The following is a 16,992-nucleotide window of genomic DNA, read 5'->3' on the forward strand; positions in this document are numbered from 1 at the left end:
GGGGCTCGACGACTGGACAGCGCCAGCTGGTCAGGAGCCGAAGGGGGCCAGCACCCTGACATTTTAGATTTCAAAAACACAGGGAAGCAGCAGAAGGAACAGGAACAGGAACAGGAACAGGAACAGGAACAGGCAGTGTATTATCACCGGCAGGAAAAAAACCTCACACACTGGCCAGACAAAACTATCACCCGGCATGAGAAAAATCCGGCCAGCGACAGGCAGAATGCTTCAGGACTGACGCTACTTTTTAACCTCATCCTCTTTTCTGGCATATTCCGGGGCATTTTTGTCAGGCAGCTGCTCACTGAACTGACGGTAATAGTGCAACCGCCCCCAAAAATACGCTCTGAGATGTTCAGGCAGCTCTCTGACCACCAGTTCAGCGACCACCGGCATAGCCAGCCTTTCTTTATACGCCACGCCTGAAGCGACCAGGTCAATGGCCACCTTATCCTGCTCTTCTTTCGATGTTGCGGCGAGATTAAATCCGGACATCATATACTCCGACAGAAAGGGAAACCGGCGGTAAGTGTACGCCATCTGAGTCAGGGGGGGAAAAGGACGGGGAGCGGCGCGAAGCGCGGCGCGAGTCCTTCCTCCCGCAGGCGCCAGCCTGCAGGGTTTTTCGCGCGGGCTGACAGGCGGCATAACCGCCTGCCATCATGCTTACCTGCCCTTTCCTCCCTGTAAGATAAAGTGACCGCCGATGTACACGGCACACTGACAGGTCATGTACTCGCAGATTTCATCCACGACCTGCGCGGTTGTCAGTTCGCGCTGGTCGGCATCACGGCGGCGGGCATTAATCAGTGCTTTGTACTGGCGAAGAATTTCGCGGGTTTCCGGTTTAATATTCACGGCTCACTCCTTCTTATGCGTCGATCGCGGTCTGTAACTGGCGCATGGCGTCCAGTTCTTCAGCCACAAATGCATCTGCATTACCACCCCCTTCTTCTGCCACGGCGTACAACCGATTTAGTTCACTGCCTGCCAGTAACATTATTTTTTGCAATGCTCTGGCCGGAACGCTGACATCACGTATTGCGCGGCGCTCGTCCATCAGTTCTTCAGTGATGCCACGGACCATGCTCACATCGGCCCCCTGATCATACGTCGCATCCAGTCGCTGCATGACGCACGTAATATCGTCCTCGGACAAAGGCCATTCACTGGTCAACATGCGGATGTCCTCACGGGTAATACAGAGAACCAGCAATGCTTCATCGGATGACAGGTTATATTTCAGGAGATCGGTCATGATTTCTTTCACGGGTGCGTACATAGTTTTATCCTTTTAAAAAAGGGGCGGCATCGCCGCCCCGTCTGTTATTCAGCCGGACGCGGCGTAAACGGCACTGCCAGCAGGGTTTTGAGCATATCCAGCGCGGCGCATTCCTCGGCAGCCGTGTCCGCCCTCTGATAACGCGGAATGTTCATTCCGGCTTCCATCAGGGGCAACAGGACACGCAGCGCATCTTCGGGTACAGCAATCTGGCGCGATGCCCGCGCAGCGGAGATTTTGCTGAGTTCATCGGCGACAAATTCCAGTCCTAACCCGTACCGCCACACTCCGGCACTGCCTGCTTTACCGATGACGCGGAGCACATAAGACACATCGTCGTCCGTGGGGCTGTACTCCGCGCCCGCTTCCCGCACGTCCTCCGGCGTCCAGGTAATGACGGCAATTTTTTTGTTGTTTTCATGCTGTTTCAGCAAGGCAATACAGATTTCACTGACGGTTCCGTACATGGCATGTTTCTCTTTAATTGATGAATGGCGGTTACAGCGGGGCGGCATCGCCGCCCCGTCGGTTAATCAGTCGAGTGCGGCGTATATGGCGTTGCATTCAGGGTGAAAAACGATGTGATTCCAGAGCTGGGTATCACGCAGCATATACAGGTGTGTGAGTGCGGCGTTGCCACAGTCGTGATGCGTCCAGCAACGGCGGTTAATGGCAAGCGAGGTCAGAATAATTCCGGCGGCGTCGGCGCTGACGGTACGATCAAACCAGTTTTCACCGTTGATCATGTGAATCCGACCGCAGTCGGGCATCATGTACCCGCCGCCGTCCTGCAGACGGATGAAATGCCAGAAACCCCCGTTGTATTCGGGCATCCACTGTTTTGCCAGGGCATACACCTGTAATTCAGCCAGCATAAAATCGGTGCCGAACATGTACGGCAGGAAAGAAAGGCGGTCGGATTCTTCGACGTTAAGGGTGTGCTGACGTGTAGCTAACTGCATGGTAAACCTCCGTAATCACATATTCCGCAACACCGGGCGGTGCCGTGCATCCAGACCAGTCGGGCGATCGGTCGGGGATACAAGGGCGCAAGGGAAGCCGCAGCCTGACGCGCACGGCAGACGGGAGCTGAAGGGTGAGACCGTGAAACCTGAGCGGTCGAACGACCGGAAGATAACGGCTGACGTGAAGGAAGGACCGGGTGACCGCCGCGTGCACTTTACCCTTGTATCCCCGACAGCCCGACTACGATGGATGCACGGCACAGCCCGCACACGACACCGGACTGACAGAGTGGAAAACCACCAGGCCACGTCACGCAGGGACGGGGCCGCCATAAAAGCGGAGCCGGCGACATCCTTCAGGGTTGATTCAGGGGGCCTCCGCCCCCTGCTGTTCGCTACACTGGCCGGATTGCTGACAGGGCATTGCAGACAAGACTGATTTCTGCGCGCGCTTCTGCCATGACCTCATGTAACAGGGTTAAATCCATCCACCGGCGCGGAGGCTCCCCGGGAATACGCAGCACATCACACATCTGGCCACATGCAGGATTTGATCCACTTTGTCACTGATAACAAAGAACTCCACGGCACTGTAACGCGCCCCTTTGTTCAGGATGGCATCGAGCACCACCGGTATCCTGTCGTCATCGTCGTCCAGCCAGCAGGGCAAATCGTTTTCCTTCACCACCAGACGGAAATTTCGGGTCTGCCGGTAAAACAGCGTTTCCCCGCGCGTGGTCAGCGCTGCCTGTATCCGGCGTGCATCTTCCCGAACCTGCCGGGAGATATCCCGCACAGCGCGGGACAGGCAGTCCGTTACCGCCTGAATCTCCGGCTCTGTCAGCCATTCCCCGGCCCAGGGAAAAGTTATCCGTGTCCCGTCCTCCGGAAGCTGCGGGTCGTCGGCATAACGGCTGCCGGACAAAATAATCTGTGCCTGTGTTCCTGTTATTTTTGTCATGGCACGTTGCAACGCGGCGGGTACGTCACCGACACAGAGCAAAGGCAGCAGGTGAACGATATCAACTGCATCCAGACGGACATAAATGCTTATCCATCCCGGTTTGTGCGGAGCACACTGTTCAACATCGGTATGGTCGGGCCATCCATAATCAGCAATCAAATCGCGCGCACGGCGCATCACAAGGGCGTTTAAGGTGGTGGTTTCCTGCATAATGGGTTCCTCTGAACGGGGTCAGTCCACGCCGCCGGGGCGGCGTGGGGATTCAGTTTTTCAGTAAGGCGCGGACTTTCGCCGTATCAGCCAGGCGGCGGGTCACGCTTTCCGGCACCGGATGATTACCGTCGCGGGCGGTCCATTCCCTGTGCCACAACGCCTGTTCGGCGGTCGTCAGCAGGGTTTCAAGCAGGTCAGCCGGCACCATCACCGCCGGAACGGCTTCTTTCACCTGATCAATCAGGTCCATCACCGCACAAGAAGGCACTCCAGAATCAAGGCGCTGGTCTTCCGGTATGGCATCTATACGCGCCAGCACCGCCTTTATGTCCTGTTCAGAAACGGCACATTCAATGCCGTCAGCCAGCCCTTCGATATCCGCTGGCGACCAGATAATCAGGGTCAGCGGGGTTTCTGCGGGATACTGCTCACTCAGCAACCGGCAGAGGGTTTCACAGGTTCCGTACATGTTTTTTCTCCGTTAATTCTGTGGGGCGGCAACGCCGCCCGTCGTCAGTCCTGAAAACTCTCGTCCAGCATGAGGATCTGATTGAATGCCTTATCCAGCAGTTCACTGGCACGGCGTAAACTTACCCCGGCGAGCCGCTCCGGCAGCCCGTCATGCCGGTAGTGATACTTTTCTTCCAGCACTTTCATGGTGGTTTTCAGGTCACATAAATTGTTTGCCAGCCCGGCAATATCGTGGCGCAGGGCCTCATGTCCGTCGTAGTTCATCACGCGGCCTCCGGATAAAAGACGTCGTTGGCGGCCGGGCGCTGCATGGCGCGCTGCACGGCTGACAGGCGGGTAATCCCGGCTTTGTGGTACTGCTCCATCAGCTCAATGCCGATATAACGGCGCCCAGCCTGGACGGCGGCCACACAGGTGGAGCCGGAACCGGCAAACGGATCGAGAACAATGGCGTTCGGGTGTGTGAAGCTCTCGATCAACGGTTGCAGGCTGGTAACAGGTTTTTCGGTCGGGTGGTGGCGGTTGCCGCTGTATTTCCAGCCCAGCACATCCGGTAACGGGTCCTGCGGCAGCGCCGGACGGCCTTTCGCCAGGATATAGGCGCATTCATGGCGATAGCCGACATAGGCCGATTTCGACGAGTAGGTTTTGGTGAAAACCAGATGCCCGACGACACTGAATCCGGCACTTTTCCACGCGGCCATGAAACGATCGACGCGGTTCCAGCCGTAGAAACTGACCGTCAGTGCGTCTTTTTTCAGGACGCGGTACATCTCATTGCAGGCGGGTTGCAGCCATTCATCGGTTTTGTCACCGGCAATACTGCGCCCGGAACGGTCACGGAACCCGACCAGATACGGGGGATCGGTGAGGATGAAATCAACGGCGCGATCCGGAAAGCCGGACATAATATCGACGCAGTTACCCAGGATAAAACGGGACATAGAGACACCTCGTGGTTACAGGGGGCACCCAGGAGGACGTCGGCACGACGTCCGTTCCCTGCTGCCCGGAGCCTGTACGCCGCGACCGGTAACGGGTCAAGCTGACCGTGGAATACCGCAGCCGTCAGTTTTTTCGACGGCAAGGATATGCCGCGAAAGCGGCTTGAAGGGCGCTCCTTAAAAGGCGAGTGGATGGCGTAAAATTACAGCGACGCCGGACAGGAGCGGAAACGCCGCCCGTCCCGTGTCCGTCCGGGCGCGGCACACTGGCTCCGGGCAGTGGATATCCCCGCGCCACGCGCGGCATGGATGAGGAGCAGCGCGACATCATTATTCCAGCCTGAAGTACCGGGCAGTCGGCCTGCCCGGCATTCCGTCAGCGGGTGATATCCCGCCAGTCATTCCCCCACTCGTCGCGCAGTACCGGCGCATCCGGCGCGCCGGTCACGGTCCACGCATCGAGGAACTTCAGGCCACGCAGGATACTGTTCTCCACGTCATCGAGCAGAACGATGCTGTTAAACCAGACCACGCCTGCGGCATATTCCCACCGATGCCGGTCATCCTCGCGTTGCAGCGATGGCCACCAGGTGCGTCCCATTTCCATTACGCCCGCTTCGGCCTGCGCCAGGTCACTCGCGGAAACCAGGTAATACACCATCATTTCAGTGCCATCGACATCGACACTCAGGCCAACAAGCCAGGTATTCAGATTTAATTCCATGTTATTCCGGGCGGTTTCCCGCCCGCCTCCGGTCAGCCGCCTAAATGCGCCACGTTGTTGATAATCCACTCCGGGCCGGTTACGTCCGGGAAACTGTCCTCATCGTCCGGGTCAGCTTCGCCCCACTCCAGCTCGTCCGTGATGTACACGTCCGTTTCGCCACTGACGTACCGGGCATAACCGCAGTAATTGCAGCCCTGCTCTGCAAACCAGTGCTCCACCTCCCCGCAATACCGCTGACTGAGTTCAGCCACAACGTCCTCGCCAACCGGACTCCAGGGGGTGTCAAAATCCACCGTCAGCGTGTTCTCTCCGGCGAAACAGATATTTGCCTCATAGCCGACCGGCCACTTACACCCGTACCGGGTCAGATAGTGGTCATATGACGACGGGACACCCGTCAGCAGACCACCGTTGAAGCCGTTCACCTCAATATCCAGACGCGTCGGCAGCACGTCGCGGAAATCCATTGGCTCAGCAGCAGGTACGGCAGAACCGGCGTCACACAGGCTGTCCCACCATTCCTCCACCGGCGCAGGCCGGAAACTGTCCCCCCAGTCGCATGATTTTTGCTGGTACAACTGCCGAATGACCACCTGTTCCGGTTCACTGAGGGTAGCCCAGCGGGCATGCCCGATATGGCTGTCCAGCCAGCACTGATGCAGCTTCTGGCAGGTTTCCACATCCAGCACAGCTCCGGCCATAAACATCGCCAGCCAGTCGCTGTATGCCTGGGCTGAAGGCCGGTTGTCTGCAGCCGCACTGTAAGAAACCAGTTGCGGATATGGCGCGTAATGTTGCTCTGTCAGAGGGCGCAGTATCCTCGCGTAGCCTGCCAGGAAAAGCTGGATACCTTCTTTTCTGGCGCGGCGATGCAGGGACAGCCCGCCTCCGGCAATCCACGTATTGAGGACATCACTGTTTTGAATACCACTGAACATCAGTCGGTTGGCACACCAGTTCGGCATGGGAAGCTCCTTACACAGTCAGGGTGGGCAGGAGGCATCACCGCGATACCGTTCCCTGCCGCACGCTGCCTGTTCGTCGCGTCCGGTAACGGGTCAACGCCGACCGTGGAATACCGCAGCCGTCAGTTGTTTCGACGGCCAGGATATGCCGCGAAAGCGGCTTGAAGGGCGCGCCTTAAACTGGCGAGGGCATGGCGTAAAATCACAACGACGCCGGGCCTGAGCGATAAAGAAGCCCGTCCCGTGTCCGTCCGGGCGCGGCACACTGGCAGCGGGTGGCAGGCTGATTCCGGTAAGAAGAACATCAGTGATGGGAGCGAAAGAGAATTGTTATGACACGAGCCCTGTCCACAGTTAAGGGAGGAAAAGTCTGTGGATAAGCTGGACACAGCACGCTGTATTACAGGTGCAATGCCCATAGGAGGGAGTTGTATTTTTTTTGAGCAAAAACAGAGGGTGGGAAATACTGACTATTTTGTCAGTCCCAGCTTTTTCATGTATTTAATGACGGATTCAGGTCGCCGCTGGTATTCACTGGCAAAACTCCCGACATCGAAACTTGATGAACCAGCCTGTTCAATAAGGTGCTGAATTTCAGCCTCTTCCCAGGGGCTACCATGTCGTGGACAGCTGTGCTTATAGCCAGCTCCAGGCGAAGACATCTTTATGAGACTGGATTGAATTTCAGACAGCGTCTGATGTTCAATATCCTCAATAAGCCCGAGCTCCTGTATCTCCCGGGCGTTCTTCAGGAACTGGCGGATAAGCTTTCCATGTTCCCTGGCATCAACCACCGGCATTATAGAATAACCCTTTTGCATTGCTGCGGGTTTCATCATCAGCATTGGGGGTTTGAGAGGATAAATTAGTCTCAGTCCGTTCAACTGGTACATTTTCCTTTATCCTGCCCTGTAAAAGCGCTTCGACTTCACGAGGGTAAACCGCTTTAAGCAACTGCATCAGATCGTCAAAAGATGTATTCCTGTTCAGTAACTCGCTGAACAGAAACGGAAGACGCTCATCCTGCTTTCCAAAAGCAAACCCTGTAAGCAGCGCGGCGCGCCATAAACGTCCCCTTTCCCCCTGGGGTGTTTCATCTGTTTTCTGGCAGACAAAACGGTCCGCTTCGTTGGTTTCAGGATTCAGGTAAAACGTGATTTTGCGTCGCGTATCCATTGTTTTTATCCAATAAGGTACATGCCGTTAACGAGATCAAATTGGGATGAACGAGTTTTATAGAAGCGTTCTTCCCTGACCCCACAGTGTTTCTTCACATGATCGGCGATCAATTCAGCACCTCCGCCAATAACCATTACATGGGAGTATCCCTCAAAGCGGCTGATGGCTTCAATAACCCTGTTAACAAGACGGTGGTGAGAGTTCTCAATCGCTTCACGAACCAGTTCAATTCGTGACGTGTCATTGATACGTGATGAGAGATAAGAAGCATCGTTACGATGAATTATAATATCGTCAGCCAGATAGCTACTCCCTTTGGTTCTTGCCACGGACAGAGCCTCTTTTACCGCACCGGTGATCAAGGATACCCCGAGGGTTGAATCACCATAAATACGCGAAATCCCGCGCATTTTCCCCATAACCTGAGAAATATCAAGCGTGGTTCCCCCCAGATCAACAATCAGGAGTGAATCCAGTTCGTTAAGATTTTTTACCACCTCAAAACCTGCTGGGATGGACTCGGGCATAACCTCGACATGCTTAATAGTGAAAGTCTTGCCACCATTAAGTTCGACCGGCCGCAACAGATTCGCTTTTTTACGTTCAATGTTTGCCTTATTAGGCTGGTTATTTTTATCGTAATACTCAGATAAAGGCAGGCTCACTACCACATCGACTTCACAAGGTTCGATCCCGCTATTAAGCAACGCATGGTGAACGGCAACAACATTCACATCGCTGTATTGCCAGGCGACGTTCGTGGTAACCACAGCATCAGGGCTGATAGGATCAAAAGAGTATTGCTCACCATTCAACATATAGTTGAACGCTTGTTGTCCACCAAATGCAACAGCCCATTCACGCTTAAAGCTGTTAGGGCTGATTGACTGCCTGACCTCATCATCCTTCCACTGAAGTTTGATATTAGTTGACCCGTCATCGATATAAATTTTCATTGAATGTCACCTGGGTAGTTGAAAACGCCTTAGAGAACAAAACGAGAAATATTAGAGAATCATTTGTGAATTATACATAAAAGACAGCCCCTATCAATAAAAAAAGAGCACTAATTGAGATAAATTAGAGAACAATTTGAGCAAGTAAAGAGATGTCGGGTCTGGCGTTGAGCAAAGAAATATTCATCGCGAATACAACATGATGAAGCCGTCGGCATACAGAACACTTGCGAAAAAGAAAAAAGAAGAAATAATACTGTATATATAAACAGGTATTTTGAGAGGTATGCCGTGTTACTTTTTCTTGCTCCCGAACAGGAGCCGGTGCAGTCCACTGCCCCGCTGTTCACCGAACGTTGCCCAGCGGGTTTTCCGTCGCCGGCCGCCGATTACACGGAGGAGGAACTAGACCTGAATGCCTACTGTATCCGACGTCCGGCTGCAACGTTCTTCGTCAGGGCTATCGGGGATTCAATGAAAGACATGGGCCTGCATTCCGGCGACCTGATGATTGTCGACAAAGCTGAGAAACCCATGCAGGGGGATATTGTCATCGCGGAAACAGATGGCGAGTTCACCGTTAAGCGCCTGCAGCTGAAGCCCCGTATCGCCCTGCTGCCGATGAATCCAGCCTACCCCACGCTTTATCCGGAAGAACTGCAGATTTTCGGGGTGGTGACGGCTTTTATACACAAAACCCGGAGCACAGACTGATGTTTGCTTTGGCTGACGTTAACAGTTTTTACGCGAGCTGCGAGAAAGTATTTCGTCCCGATTTGCGTGACAGGCCTGTGGTGGTTCTGAGTAACAACGATGGTTGTGTAATCGCGCGCAGCGCTGAAGCGAAACGGCTGGGCATAAAAATGGGAGTGCCGTGGTTTCAGCTGAAGTCGGTAAAATTTCCGGAGCCGGTCATCGCGTTCTCCAGTAATTACGCCCTCTACGCCTCCATGTCGAACAGGGTCATGGTTCATCTGGAAGCGCTGGCGCCACGCGTTGAGCAGTACTCCATTGACGAGATGTTCTTGGATATTCGCGGTATTGACAGCTGCATCGATTTCGAGGATTTCGGCCGGCAGCTGCGTGAGCACGTTCGTTCCGGCACGGGGCTGACCATCGGCGTCGGAATGGGACCTACGAAAACCCTGGCGAAGTCAGCACAATGGGCTTCCAAAGAGTGGCCACAATTTGGCGGCGTACTGGCGTTAACGCCGGGTAATCCCCGCCGTACAGAAAAACTGCTGTCACTGCAGCCGGTGGAGGAAATCTGGGGGGTGGGTCGCAGGATCTCAAAGAAGCTGAACACAATGGGGATCACCACAGCACTGCAGCTGGCCCGCGCGAATCCAACGTTCATCAGGAAAAATTTTAATGTGGTTCTGGAGAGAACGGTCCGGGAACTCAATGGAGAAAGCTGTATTTCACTGGAGGAAGCACCGCCCCCCAAACAGCAGATAGTCTGCAGCCGGAGCTTTGGTGAACGTGTCACGACTTATGAGGCGATGCGGCAGGCTGTCTGTCAGCACGCTGAACGTGCCGCCGAAAAGCTGCGCGGCGCGCGTCAATTCTGCAGGCATATTGCCGTGTTCTTGAAAACATCGCCGTTTGCCGTAAATGAACCCTACTACGGTAATCTGGCCAGTGAAAAATTGCTCATCCCCACGCAGGATACACGGGACATCATAGCCGCAGCAGTGAAAGCACTGGACAGGATCTGGGTGGATGGTCACCGCTATGCAAAGGCGGGCTGTATGCTCAACGATTTCACTCCAACCGGGGTTTCTCAGCTCAATTTGTTTGATGAAGTGCAGCCGCGGGAACAGAGCATGCAACTGATGAAAACCCTGGATGGTATTAACCATTCAGGACTCGGGAAAATATGGTTTGCTGGGCGTGGGATTGCACCTGAATGGCAAATGAAGCGTGACATGCTTTCCCCCGCGTACACTACTCGTTGGAAAGAAATACCCGTTGCGAGGATTGGATAAAGCCGTTTTTAGAAAGGAGGCAGTGCTCGCCGCAGCCGAGCGACCGGGCATCGCCCGCGAGTGAGCGAGGAAGCACCAGGGAAAGGTACCAGCATGTTCTGCTTACGCCTAGTATCTAATGTTAGCCCTCTTCTTTAAGCTCTTATCCACTTATCCACCGTCATATTTTTATAAGATCTTTTTAAATTAGTTTTTAGGTTTACCTTTTTAGACCCCCTTTGAGCCCTTATGTGGTGCGGGTTACAGAGGATCCTTTGTGACAACTTGCCCTTTCATTGTGACAAATCACCCTCATTTACCCTATTGAACTGTGACTATCTGCCCTTAACCCTGTGACAAATTGCCCTCTGCGATCTATTTGAATCACAAACTTATCCTTACCTGTTGACTCTTTTTGATGAAATGTGACAATCTTAAAATCTGTCACATTTTAAATGGAACGGTCATGACGGAAGTTGCGGTAATAAACCATAAAAAGCGCAAAAATAGCCCTCGTATAGTTCAGTCTAATGAGCTTACCGAAGCAGCTTATAGTCTCTCTCGTGATCAGAAGCGTATGCTGTATTTGTTCGTCGATCAGATCCGTAAATCAGATGGCTCGCTTCAGGAGCATGATGGTATCTGTGAAATACAGGTAGCTCATTATGCAGCAACATTTGGATTAACCTCTGCCGAAGCCAGTAAGGATATACGTCAGGCGCTCAAAGGCTTTGCTGGTAAAGAGGTCGTATTTTACCGACCTGAAGAGGATGCTAACGGTGAAAAAGGGTTAGAGTCTTTCCCCTGGTTCATTAAACGTGCACACAGCCCTTCCCGAGGACTGTACAGTGTTCATATAAACCCCTATCTGATTCCATTTTTTATTGGTTTGCAGAACAGATTTACCCAATTCAGGCTTAGCGAAACAAAGGAGATAACTAATCCCTATGCTATGCGGCTGTATGAATCTCTCTGCCAGTACAGAAAACCCGATGGTTCAGGCTGTGTGTCGCTCAAAGTAGACTGGATAATGGAACGTTACCAGCTGCCGCAAAGTTATCAACGAATGCCTGATTTTCGACGCCGTTTCCTTCAGGCAAGTGTTGATGAAATCAATAGCAGAACGCCGATGCGGCTGAGTTATATAGAGAAAAAGAAAGGACGACAGACAACTCATATTGTCTTTTCTTTCAGTGATATAGTAGCAAACTCTCTCTAAATCATGAGGGCAGATAGTCACACTTTCGAGGGTTGAATGTCACACTTTCTCAGGGCAAATTGTCACAGATAATGGTGGACTCAGGGCTATTTGTCACACTTGGGATGGTTTTCAGCTCTCTGATACCCACGAAATCAAGCCTGAACCCCTATATTTTTTTGAAGGCAGATTGTCACTCTTAGCTAAGAGCAATTTGTCACACTTCTTTCAGGGCATTTTGTCACAGAAGAAATGTTAAACACTAACAGAGTAATTCTCCTGGTTGCCCTAAAGTTGAGTGCAATTTGTCACACTTTACATCCCGTGAAACCTTAAAGTGCATCATTGGGAAAAAATTAGTGGTATCTCTTTTCCGCCGAGGAAAGGGGGTGGCGTTATAAAGTTGCCTGCATTTTGCTTGTAGAGCTAGTTATCGTTCCTGTCGTTCCCCTTCTGCCAGGGATATCTATAACAGTGGAAACCTGGCATTAAGAGTTAGTCTGTGAAGTTGATTATCATTATTTCATGAAATCATGCTTTCATTATTTCATTTTATTGCGATACATTTCATACCCAGCCATTATCATTTCAGTCATAGATATCCCCTGCTCCGCAGCATAAGCTTTCATTTCTTTGTGCTTAGAGACAGGTACTTTTATCTGGATAGGCTTCACAGAAGATTCAGGAGCTGCGCTTCGTCCTGTAACATCCAGAGTTGGTTCATCATCTTTTGGTGGATCAATTTTGATAGTACTTTTCGGGCCTTTCATAGAGAACCTCACACATAAAATGAATTAATGAAATCATGCTATCATGAATTAATTATATCATGAACTTCTTCAATCATTTGTTTTGCGAGTTCGTTTAAAGATTTAAATGATGTTTCATGTAGTGCGCGCCCGGCATCAAGGGCTTCGCCATAGCTTGTCTTAAAAGGTATAACCGTTTTCAGTACTTTGTAACCCCATGCTTTAATCGTTTCCTGAGCTTTTTCCCCCTGAGAAGGAGACGGAGATTTAGCTACAGCGAATACGATTTTGCTCTTATCAATCCCTTTTTTTATCAATTCGCGGGCTAGCTCGAGTGAAGGCTCAAGATCATCGATTGTCGTTCCTGTCGAGATAATTACCAGGTCTGATTCATCTGCTACGTCGAGCGATGTTGTCTCTGCAGCTGGACGGCCATCAATAATTAATAAATGGCAGCTGTCCTTCATTTTGACTGCTGTATCAACCCGACGGTAAAGAGCACAGTCAATTTGACTTAGTCCACTTTTTTCCCTTCGCTCAGTCCATTTGAATGATGTCTGTTGCTTTACATCCATATCAGCCAGATGAGTCTTCCATCCAGCCTCCGTAAATCCTACAGCCAGTGTTCTGGATTCGGTGCTTTTGGAACCACCACCCTTCTGACCAATTACTGATATAACCTTACCCATGATATCATCCTTTCATTAAATCATGATTTCATTATAAATGAGTTTGTGCAAATCAAACTATGACACAGAGTACTATGCAATAACAATATGAAATCATGATTTAATGATATAAGGAAAACATGAAAATCATAACTATGTGAAATTGTTCACGATAACCAGTCATTAAATAATGATTTAATGATTTAATGACTAAAGGGAAAGGTGGGCAGGTATGAATAATTTCACGGTCAAACTGTATTTTGATAGCAAGTCATCACCCCGATTATTTGGCGCAGATGAACAAGATTCGTCTTCGATACAGACTGAATTTCAACAAGCATTGAAGAAATCACGCGACTGTAACTCGTATGCTGTCTGTTTATGTACAGGCAGAGAACTACCGCTGGCTGTGAAGTTAAAAAATGAGAAGCATCATCTGGCACGCTTCCCTCTCACTGGCAATAAACATAAGGATGAGTGTCGTTTCTATAGCCGCCTCTCACCTGAAGGTGCGCAAGGCACTTACAACAATGATGCGATCACTGAAAAGCCAGACGGCATTATCAACGTAAAGCTGGATTATGCTTTGCAGACAAAATCAGTATCTGATGATATTCCTGCAACCCCTCTGACTGGTGATGCTTCCCGTAAACGTAAAAGAGGCACAGTGTCTCTGTGCGGCCTAATGCACTTGCTCTGGGAAAATTCAGGATATAACCGATGGTTTCCAAAGATGGATGGAGTGAGGTCATCAACATTACTTGGCTTCCATCTTTGGACTCAAGCATGTGAAATTGAAATTGGCAAAACACGATTGTCAAAGGTATTGCTTACGCCTGCAGTGACCGGTTCAAGAGATAGTGCTCGGAACAGTGGGGCTGTAGAATTCGCCAGGCAGAATAAATGCAGGATGGTAGTCGTGGCCGAACTGGCAAAATACTCTGATAAATACATCTCAGGGGTAAACCGTCTGCCTGTGAAGGATTTTGCAGGTATGCCTTTTCTTGGTCTTGATACCTCCAGATGGAATTCTGCCATTGAGAGATTTCCACATGAATTCAGTGGCTGGAAAAATGGATATAAAATTTTCATCATTGCTCTGACAGATGTGCCCAGCGCTAAGTCAGCTCAGGTTCGCCAGCTTGCCATGATGATGACGAGTGAGCGCTTTATACCGCTTGATTCGCAATATGAAGGCACGATGGAACAAAAATTATACGAGTTACAGCGGTCCTTTTTTAAACCACTAAGATATGACTCTTCCGAGATGGAGTTTCATCCCGACTTTTGTCTGCTCGATGTGCAGTCTCAAAATCATATGCCTTTCCCGATTGAGGTGTGGGGGATGAAAGCCGATGCTTACATTGCTCATCGGCGCGAGAAAGAAAGATGGTACAACCGTGAATTTGGTGAGAAAGGATGGTGGTCCTGGGACGCAACCATAAGCGATAAGTTGGCTATTGATTCATCCTTCCCATCAAAGAAAATATCTGGCTACACTAACTTAATGAAAGAATGAAAGAATGAAAGAATGAAAGAATGAAAGAATGAAAGAATGAAAGAATGAAAGAATAAAAGAATGAAAGAATAAAAGAATGAAATCATGATTTTGTATTGTTTTTTAATGACCTTCTCTTTATAAGAAGGCCTGATACTTCCAATGCAACAAAGCTTTCAAATTGTTGTACGCATGATGAAATACTTTCCCGGGCCGGTCTTAATGATGTTGATCATCGAGCCATCCTTGTTTACACCAACACACTGAAAACTATGTCTCTCGTAGCCATTGTCGTAGATGGTTTTTCCTTGCTCTAGCTTCACAATCCCGTTATCGATACAGGAAACGACCTCATTTTTTAACGAAATATCGTCGTTTTCATTTTCATTTAAGCACTCGCTGTAATATGAATGAATTTCTTCCGGATAGGTATTGTCGTCGTGAAAAGACAGAGCTATTGTTCGTTTTGGGTCAGATATTTTTTTTCAACATGGCCACCGCATCAGCTTCCGGCATCTGGAACTGAACCCTGTGGCGTGCAGCCACATCGAGTGCAAACACCTTCGTGTACACTTCCGTCGAGCTTATCGACTTATGTCCCATCAGGCTCTGCAGCACCTTCAGCGGAATACCATTGTACAGCATATGCATGGCATAGGAATGCCGGAAAGTATGTGGCGTCACCGGGACGGAGAACGTCACGCCATCGGCTGCCGCGGCATCTACCGCTTCATTCAGCCAGGTACGCACTGTGCGGTCGGTAATTTCCCAGATACGTGCCTTCTCCATTCTGCCGGTACGTTTATTGCGACGCTCGAGCGGGATTTTCAGCGTGGCCACCATCATCTCCAGCTGGCTGACGTACTGTTTATCTGAAAGCGGCACCAGACGATGCGCCTGATTGCCGGCAGGCATTCTTCCGGCTGTTCTGGCCGCCTTTTCCGCTCTCTGTTTCAGGGTTGCCAGCTGCACAAACGAATAGGGCGGAGCCAGCGAAAAATCAGCCCGCGTCAAGGCCAGCGCTTCATTGATCCGTGCGCCGGTATTCCACAGAGTGGCCAGCAGCATTTTGCGGTGCAGATCCGGCACGTAATGGAGCAGGGCGCTCACTTCCGGCGCCAGCAGATACTTCGGCAGTTCGTCCTGGACGATCGCCATCTGACGCAGGGCCAGAGCGGCCGGATAATCGATGGCCACGGGTAGCAGGATTTTTTCCTGGGCGTAAACCTGTCCGGGAATAGAAGGGTAATTCATGATACCTCGGGTGTTTCATCACTTTCTGGTGAAAACGTCTGGCACTCCACGGAGCCATGAAAAGAGTGGAACTCATCCAGCGTAACCAGCACGCGACGACCACTCTTCCGGGGAAACATTCTCCGCATCTCAGGGGTAAGCTGGTTACGTTCCCATCCGTAAGGAAAGATAATGCTGTAGTCACTTCTCTCAGGGAAAATATCAGGGCCTGCGACGATACGAGCTACTTCCTGATTCAGACGCTCTCCACGCCAGCCATAAGCTGCCAGCCGTTTGCGGATACGACCGATCGGAAAACGTTTATCAGAGTGACGGGGAAAGGTCATTTTCCCGTCCTCACCTCGTATGAGGCCAAACATATCCAGCGACTGCCGGCAGAATATTTTTCGACCGAGAAAATACCCACTCATTTTTTCCATTACAGACTCCCGGAGTAATCATTTTATCAAAGTAAGTTACGCAGACTCACAATCGAATTTTTCCAGATGCAGGAACAAGCTCATCCAGAGTGCTGGCACAAACTTCCGTCAAAATGCCTTCCTCATGCTTAGCAATGATTTCGCTGACAGGAACCGAGCCTTCGAGCGTCCGGGTGTTCCTTGGGGGAGTTACAAAAATCCAGTCACCTGACATCTGAGCTCCAGCAACATTATCCTCATCGTCGCATTCTGATGGTTGCCATTCCCCGACTTCCTGTCCTTTATCATTGAGTAATACCGTGATGGTATCTCCACAACCTGAGGGCGAGTGCCGCATAGAAATATCGCCATACTCAGTCTCTAACTGGTGTGCAATCCCCCTGAGCTGGTCGAGCATTCCCATATCCACATTTAACAGGTTATTGTTGTCATCTTCTGCTTCGTTATCTCGCTGCAAATCATCCATTAATATCCCCCCGCTTATCCGGATATCAGAATCAAAATTTTTCCATTCCCGGTGTTTATTTATTGTTGAGAAATCCCGTCCTGCCCGACCTTCAGGGTGGACAT

General features: G+C 50.9%; 21 protein-coding genes and 2 pseudogenes. 4 read left to right on the forward strand and 19 right to left on the reverse strand.

The genetic code is table 11. The features are described from left to right. Positions 1-143: 143 nt before the first annotated feature. The 14 genes and pseudogenes from N0B36_RS21605 to N0B36_RS21670 all read right to left on the reverse strand — a co-directional run bounded on the left by N0B36_RS21605 (position 144) and on the right by N0B36_RS21670 (position 8,669). Positions 144-498: pseudogene (locus N0B36_RS21605) on the reverse strand (DNA polymerase III subunit theta). Between the two features lie 171 nt (positions 499-669). Then, positions 670-861 (reverse strand): hypothetical protein, encoded by a 192-nt coding sequence (locus N0B36_RS21610; protein WP_057064198.1) that lies wholly within the window; start codon positions 859-861, stop codon positions 670-672. Positions 862-874: 13 nt separating this feature from the next. After that, positions 875-1,285 carry a hypothetical protein gene (locus N0B36_RS21615; protein ID WP_057064197.1) on the reverse strand — a complete coding sequence of 137 codons (411 nt, stop codon included), beginning with the start codon at positions 1,283-1,285 and terminating at the stop codon, positions 875-877. Positions 1,286-1,329: 44 nt separating this feature from the next. Next, complete coding sequence (locus N0B36_RS21620; protein WP_233600773.1) at positions 1,330-1,800, reverse strand: DUF1380 family protein; 471 nt, start codon at positions 1,798-1,800, stop codon at positions 1,330-1,332. Between the two features lie 18 nt (positions 1,801-1,818). Next, entirely contained in the window at positions 1,819-2,247 is a 429-nt protein-coding gene (locus tag N0B36_RS21625) for an antirestriction protein (RefSeq protein ID WP_086529996.1), read from the reverse strand. 398 nt (positions 2,248-2,645) lie between these two features. Next, positions 2,646-3,424, reverse strand: a pseudogene (locus tag N0B36_RS21630) (hypothetical protein). 52 nt (positions 3,425-3,476) lie between these two features. Continuing rightward, complete coding sequence (locus tag N0B36_RS21635; protein ID WP_086529998.1) at positions 3,477-3,896, reverse strand: DUF1380 family protein; 420 nt, start codon at positions 3,894-3,896, stop codon at positions 3,477-3,479. A 44-nt stretch (positions 3,897-3,940) separates the two neighbouring features. Continuing rightward, positions 3,941-4,162 carry a hypothetical protein gene (locus N0B36_RS21640; RefSeq protein ID WP_057064193.1) on the reverse strand — a complete coding sequence of 74 codons (222 nt, stop codon included), beginning with the start codon at positions 4,160-4,162 and terminating at the stop codon, positions 3,941-3,943. Next, the gene (locus N0B36_RS21645) at positions 4,162-4,842 is read right to left on the reverse strand and encodes a DNA methylase (RefSeq protein ID WP_086529999.1); all 681 of its coding nucleotides are present in this window, start codon (positions 4,840-4,842) and stop codon (positions 4,162-4,164) included. Before N0B36_RS21645 ends, N0B36_RS21640 begins: the two co-directional genes overlap by 1 nt. 376 nt (positions 4,843-5,218) lie before the next feature. Then, positions 5,219-5,566 (reverse strand): hypothetical protein, encoded by a 348-nt coding sequence (locus N0B36_RS21650; RefSeq protein ID WP_086530001.1) that lies wholly within the window; start codon positions 5,564-5,566, stop codon positions 5,219-5,221. A 32-nt stretch (positions 5,567-5,598) separates the two neighbouring features. Beyond that, a complete protein-coding gene (locus tag N0B36_RS21655) occupies positions 5,599-6,534 on the reverse strand; it encodes a DUF1281 domain-containing protein (RefSeq protein WP_086530002.1) in 936 nt (311 codons plus the stop codon). Between the two features lie 470 nt (positions 6,535-7,004). Continuing rightward, entirely contained in the window at positions 7,005-7,334 is a 330-nt protein-coding gene (locus N0B36_RS21660; RefSeq protein WP_086530003.1) for a hypothetical protein, read from the reverse strand. Beyond that, positions 7,321-7,710 (reverse strand): plasmid partitioning/stability family protein, encoded by a 390-nt coding sequence (locus tag N0B36_RS21665; RefSeq protein ID WP_086530004.1) that lies wholly within the window; start codon positions 7,708-7,710, stop codon positions 7,321-7,323. Before N0B36_RS21665 ends, N0B36_RS21660 begins: the two co-directional genes overlap by 14 nt. A 5-nt stretch (positions 7,711-7,715) precedes the next feature. Further along, on the reverse strand, positions 7,716-8,669 hold the full coding sequence (locus N0B36_RS21670) for a plasmid segregation protein ParM (protein ID WP_008322836.1): 954 nt from the start codon (positions 8,667-8,669) through the stop codon (positions 7,716-7,718). A gap of 291 nt (positions 8,670-8,960) precedes the next feature. Between N0B36_RS21670 and umuD the strand changes: the two genes are divergently transcribed. From umuD to repE, 3 genes are all read left to right on the forward strand, one after another. Continuing rightward, on the forward strand, positions 8,961-9,383 hold the full coding sequence (gene umuD, locus N0B36_RS21675; RefSeq protein ID WP_086530005.1) for a translesion error-prone DNA polymerase V autoproteolytic subunit: 423 nt from the start codon (positions 8,961-8,963) through the stop codon (positions 9,381-9,383). Then, the gene (locus N0B36_RS21680; RefSeq protein ID WP_119173755.1) at positions 9,383-10,657 is read left to right on the forward strand and encodes a Y-family DNA polymerase; all 1,275 of its coding nucleotides are present in this window, start codon (positions 9,383-9,385) and stop codon (positions 10,655-10,657) included. The genes umuD and N0B36_RS21680 overlap by 1 nt, the downstream gene beginning before the upstream one ends. A 445-nt stretch (positions 10,658-11,102) precedes the next feature. Continuing rightward, positions 11,103-11,855 carry a replication initiation protein RepE gene (gene repE, locus N0B36_RS21685; RefSeq protein WP_057064184.1) on the forward strand — a complete coding sequence of 251 codons (753 nt, stop codon included), beginning with the start codon at positions 11,103-11,105 and terminating at the stop codon, positions 11,853-11,855. A gap of 521 nt (positions 11,856-12,376) precedes the next feature. Here the strand turns inward: repE and N0B36_RS21690 are convergent. Together N0B36_RS21690 and N0B36_RS21695 are read right to left on the reverse strand one after the other, a co-directional pair. Next, on the reverse strand, positions 12,377-12,604 hold the full coding sequence (locus N0B36_RS21690; RefSeq protein ID WP_008322833.1) for a hypothetical protein: 228 nt from the start codon (positions 12,602-12,604) through the stop codon (positions 12,377-12,379). Positions 12,605-12,645: 41 nt separating this feature from the next. Beyond that, the gene (locus tag N0B36_RS21695; RefSeq protein ID WP_008322831.1) at positions 12,646-13,272 is read right to left on the reverse strand and encodes a ParA family protein; all 627 of its coding nucleotides are present in this window, start codon (positions 13,270-13,272) and stop codon (positions 12,646-12,648) included. Positions 13,273-13,483: 211 nt separating this feature from the next. On the opposite strand from N0B36_RS21695, the gene N0B36_RS21700 reads away from it, so the two are divergent. Next, positions 13,484-14,770: a DUF1173 family protein gene (locus N0B36_RS21700; protein ID WP_057064183.1), complete on the forward strand. Its 1,287-nt coding sequence runs from the start codon at positions 13,484-13,486 to the stop codon at positions 14,768-14,770. A 450-nt stretch (positions 14,771-15,220) separates the two neighbouring features. Here the strand turns inward: N0B36_RS21700 and N0B36_RS21705 are convergent, their stop codons facing one another. The 3 genes from N0B36_RS21705 to N0B36_RS21715 are packed head-to-tail and all read right to left on the reverse strand — an operon-like array spanning position 15,221 to position 16,888. Further along, positions 15,221-16,003 (reverse strand): site-specific integrase, encoded by a 783-nt coding sequence (locus tag N0B36_RS21705; RefSeq protein ID WP_057064182.1) that lies wholly within the window; start codon positions 16,001-16,003, stop codon positions 15,221-15,223. Further along, a complete protein-coding gene (locus N0B36_RS21710) occupies positions 16,000-16,422 on the reverse strand; it encodes a hypothetical protein (protein ID WP_057064181.1) in 423 nt (140 codons plus the stop codon). The genes N0B36_RS21705 and N0B36_RS21710 overlap by 4 nt, the downstream gene beginning before the upstream one ends. A 46-nt stretch (positions 16,423-16,468) precedes the next feature. After that, positions 16,469-16,888: a hypothetical protein gene (locus tag N0B36_RS21715; protein WP_086530008.1), complete on the reverse strand. Its 420-nt coding sequence runs from the start codon at positions 16,886-16,888 to the stop codon at positions 16,469-16,471. Positions 16,889-16,992 lie beyond the last annotated feature (104 nt).

Origin of the sequence: Citrobacter sp. XY323 (assembly GCF_025106035.1) — a bacterium.
Classification (GTDB): Bacteria; Pseudomonadota; Gammaproteobacteria; order Enterobacterales; family Enterobacteriaceae; genus Citrobacter; species Citrobacter braakii.

What these genes read in the sequence shown, in the direction of transcription:
- N0B36_RS21615 (WP_057064197.1), bottom strand. Translation starts at nt 1,285, where the DNA reads ATGTACGCACCCGTGAAAGAAATCATGACCGATCTCCTGAAATATAAC.
- N0B36_RS21620 (WP_233600773.1), bottom strand. Translation starts at nt 1,800, where the DNA reads ATGCCGCCCCGCTGTAACCGCCATTCATCAATTAAAGAGAAACATGCC.
- N0B36_RS21625 (WP_086529996.1), bottom strand. Translation starts at nt 2,247, where the DNA reads ATGCAGTTAGCTACACGTCAGCACACCCTTAACGTCGAAGAATCCGAC.
- N0B36_RS21635 (WP_086529998.1), bottom strand. Translation starts at nt 3,896, where the DNA reads ATGTACGGAACCTGTGAAACCCTCTGCCGGTTGCTGAGTGAGCAGTAT.
- N0B36_RS21640 (WP_057064193.1), bottom strand. Translation starts at nt 4,162, where the DNA reads ATGAACTACGACGGACATGAGGCCCTGCGCCACGATATTGCCGGGCTG.
- N0B36_RS21645 (WP_086529999.1), bottom strand. Translation starts at nt 4,842, where the DNA reads ATGTCCCGTTTTATCCTGGGTAACTGCGTCGATATTATGTCCGGCTTT.
- N0B36_RS21650 (WP_086530001.1), bottom strand. Translation starts at nt 5,566, where the DNA reads ATGGAATTAAATCTGAATACCTGGCTTGTTGGCCTGAGTGTCGATGTC.
- N0B36_RS21655 (WP_086530002.1), bottom strand. Translation starts at nt 6,534, where the DNA reads ATGCCGAACTGGTGTGCCAACCGACTGATGTTCAGTGGTATTCAAAAC.
- N0B36_RS21660 (WP_086530003.1), bottom strand. Translation starts at nt 7,334, where the DNA reads ATGCCGGTGGTTGATGCCAGGGAACATGGAAAGCTTATCCGCCAGTTC.
- N0B36_RS21665 (WP_086530004.1), bottom strand. Translation starts at nt 7,710, where the DNA reads ATGGATACGCGACGCAAAATCACGTTTTACCTGAATCCTGAAACCAAC.
- N0B36_RS21670 (WP_008322836.1), bottom strand. Translation starts at nt 8,669, where the DNA reads ATGAAAATTTATATCGATGACGGGTCAACTAATATCAAACTTCAGTGG.
- N0B36_RS21680 (WP_119173755.1), top strand. Translation starts at nt 9,383, where the DNA reads ATGTTTGCTTTGGCTGACGTTAACAGTTTTTACGCGAGCTGCGAGAAA.
- repE (WP_057064184.1), top strand. Translation starts at nt 11,103, where the DNA reads ATGACGGAAGTTGCGGTAATAAACCATAAAAAGCGCAAAAATAGCCCT.
- N0B36_RS21690 (WP_008322833.1), bottom strand. Translation starts at nt 12,604, where the DNA reads ATGAAAGGCCCGAAAAGTACTATCAAAATTGATCCACCAAAAGATGAT.
- N0B36_RS21695 (WP_008322831.1), bottom strand. Translation starts at nt 13,272, where the DNA reads ATGGGTAAGGTTATATCAGTAATTGGTCAGAAGGGTGGTGGTTCCAAA.
- N0B36_RS21700 (WP_057064183.1), top strand. Translation starts at nt 13,484, where the DNA reads ATGAATAATTTCACGGTCAAACTGTATTTTGATAGCAAGTCATCACCC.
- N0B36_RS21705 (WP_057064182.1), bottom strand. Translation starts at nt 16,003, where the DNA reads ATGAATTACCCTTCTATTCCCGGACAGGTTTACGCCCAGGAAAAAATC.
- N0B36_RS21710 (WP_057064181.1), bottom strand. Translation starts at nt 16,422, where the DNA reads ATGGAAAAAATGAGTGGGTATTTTCTCGGTCGAAAAATATTCTGCCGG.
- N0B36_RS21715 (WP_086530008.1), bottom strand. Translation starts at nt 16,888, where the DNA reads ATGGATGATTTGCAGCGAGATAACGAAGCAGAAGATGACAACAATAAC.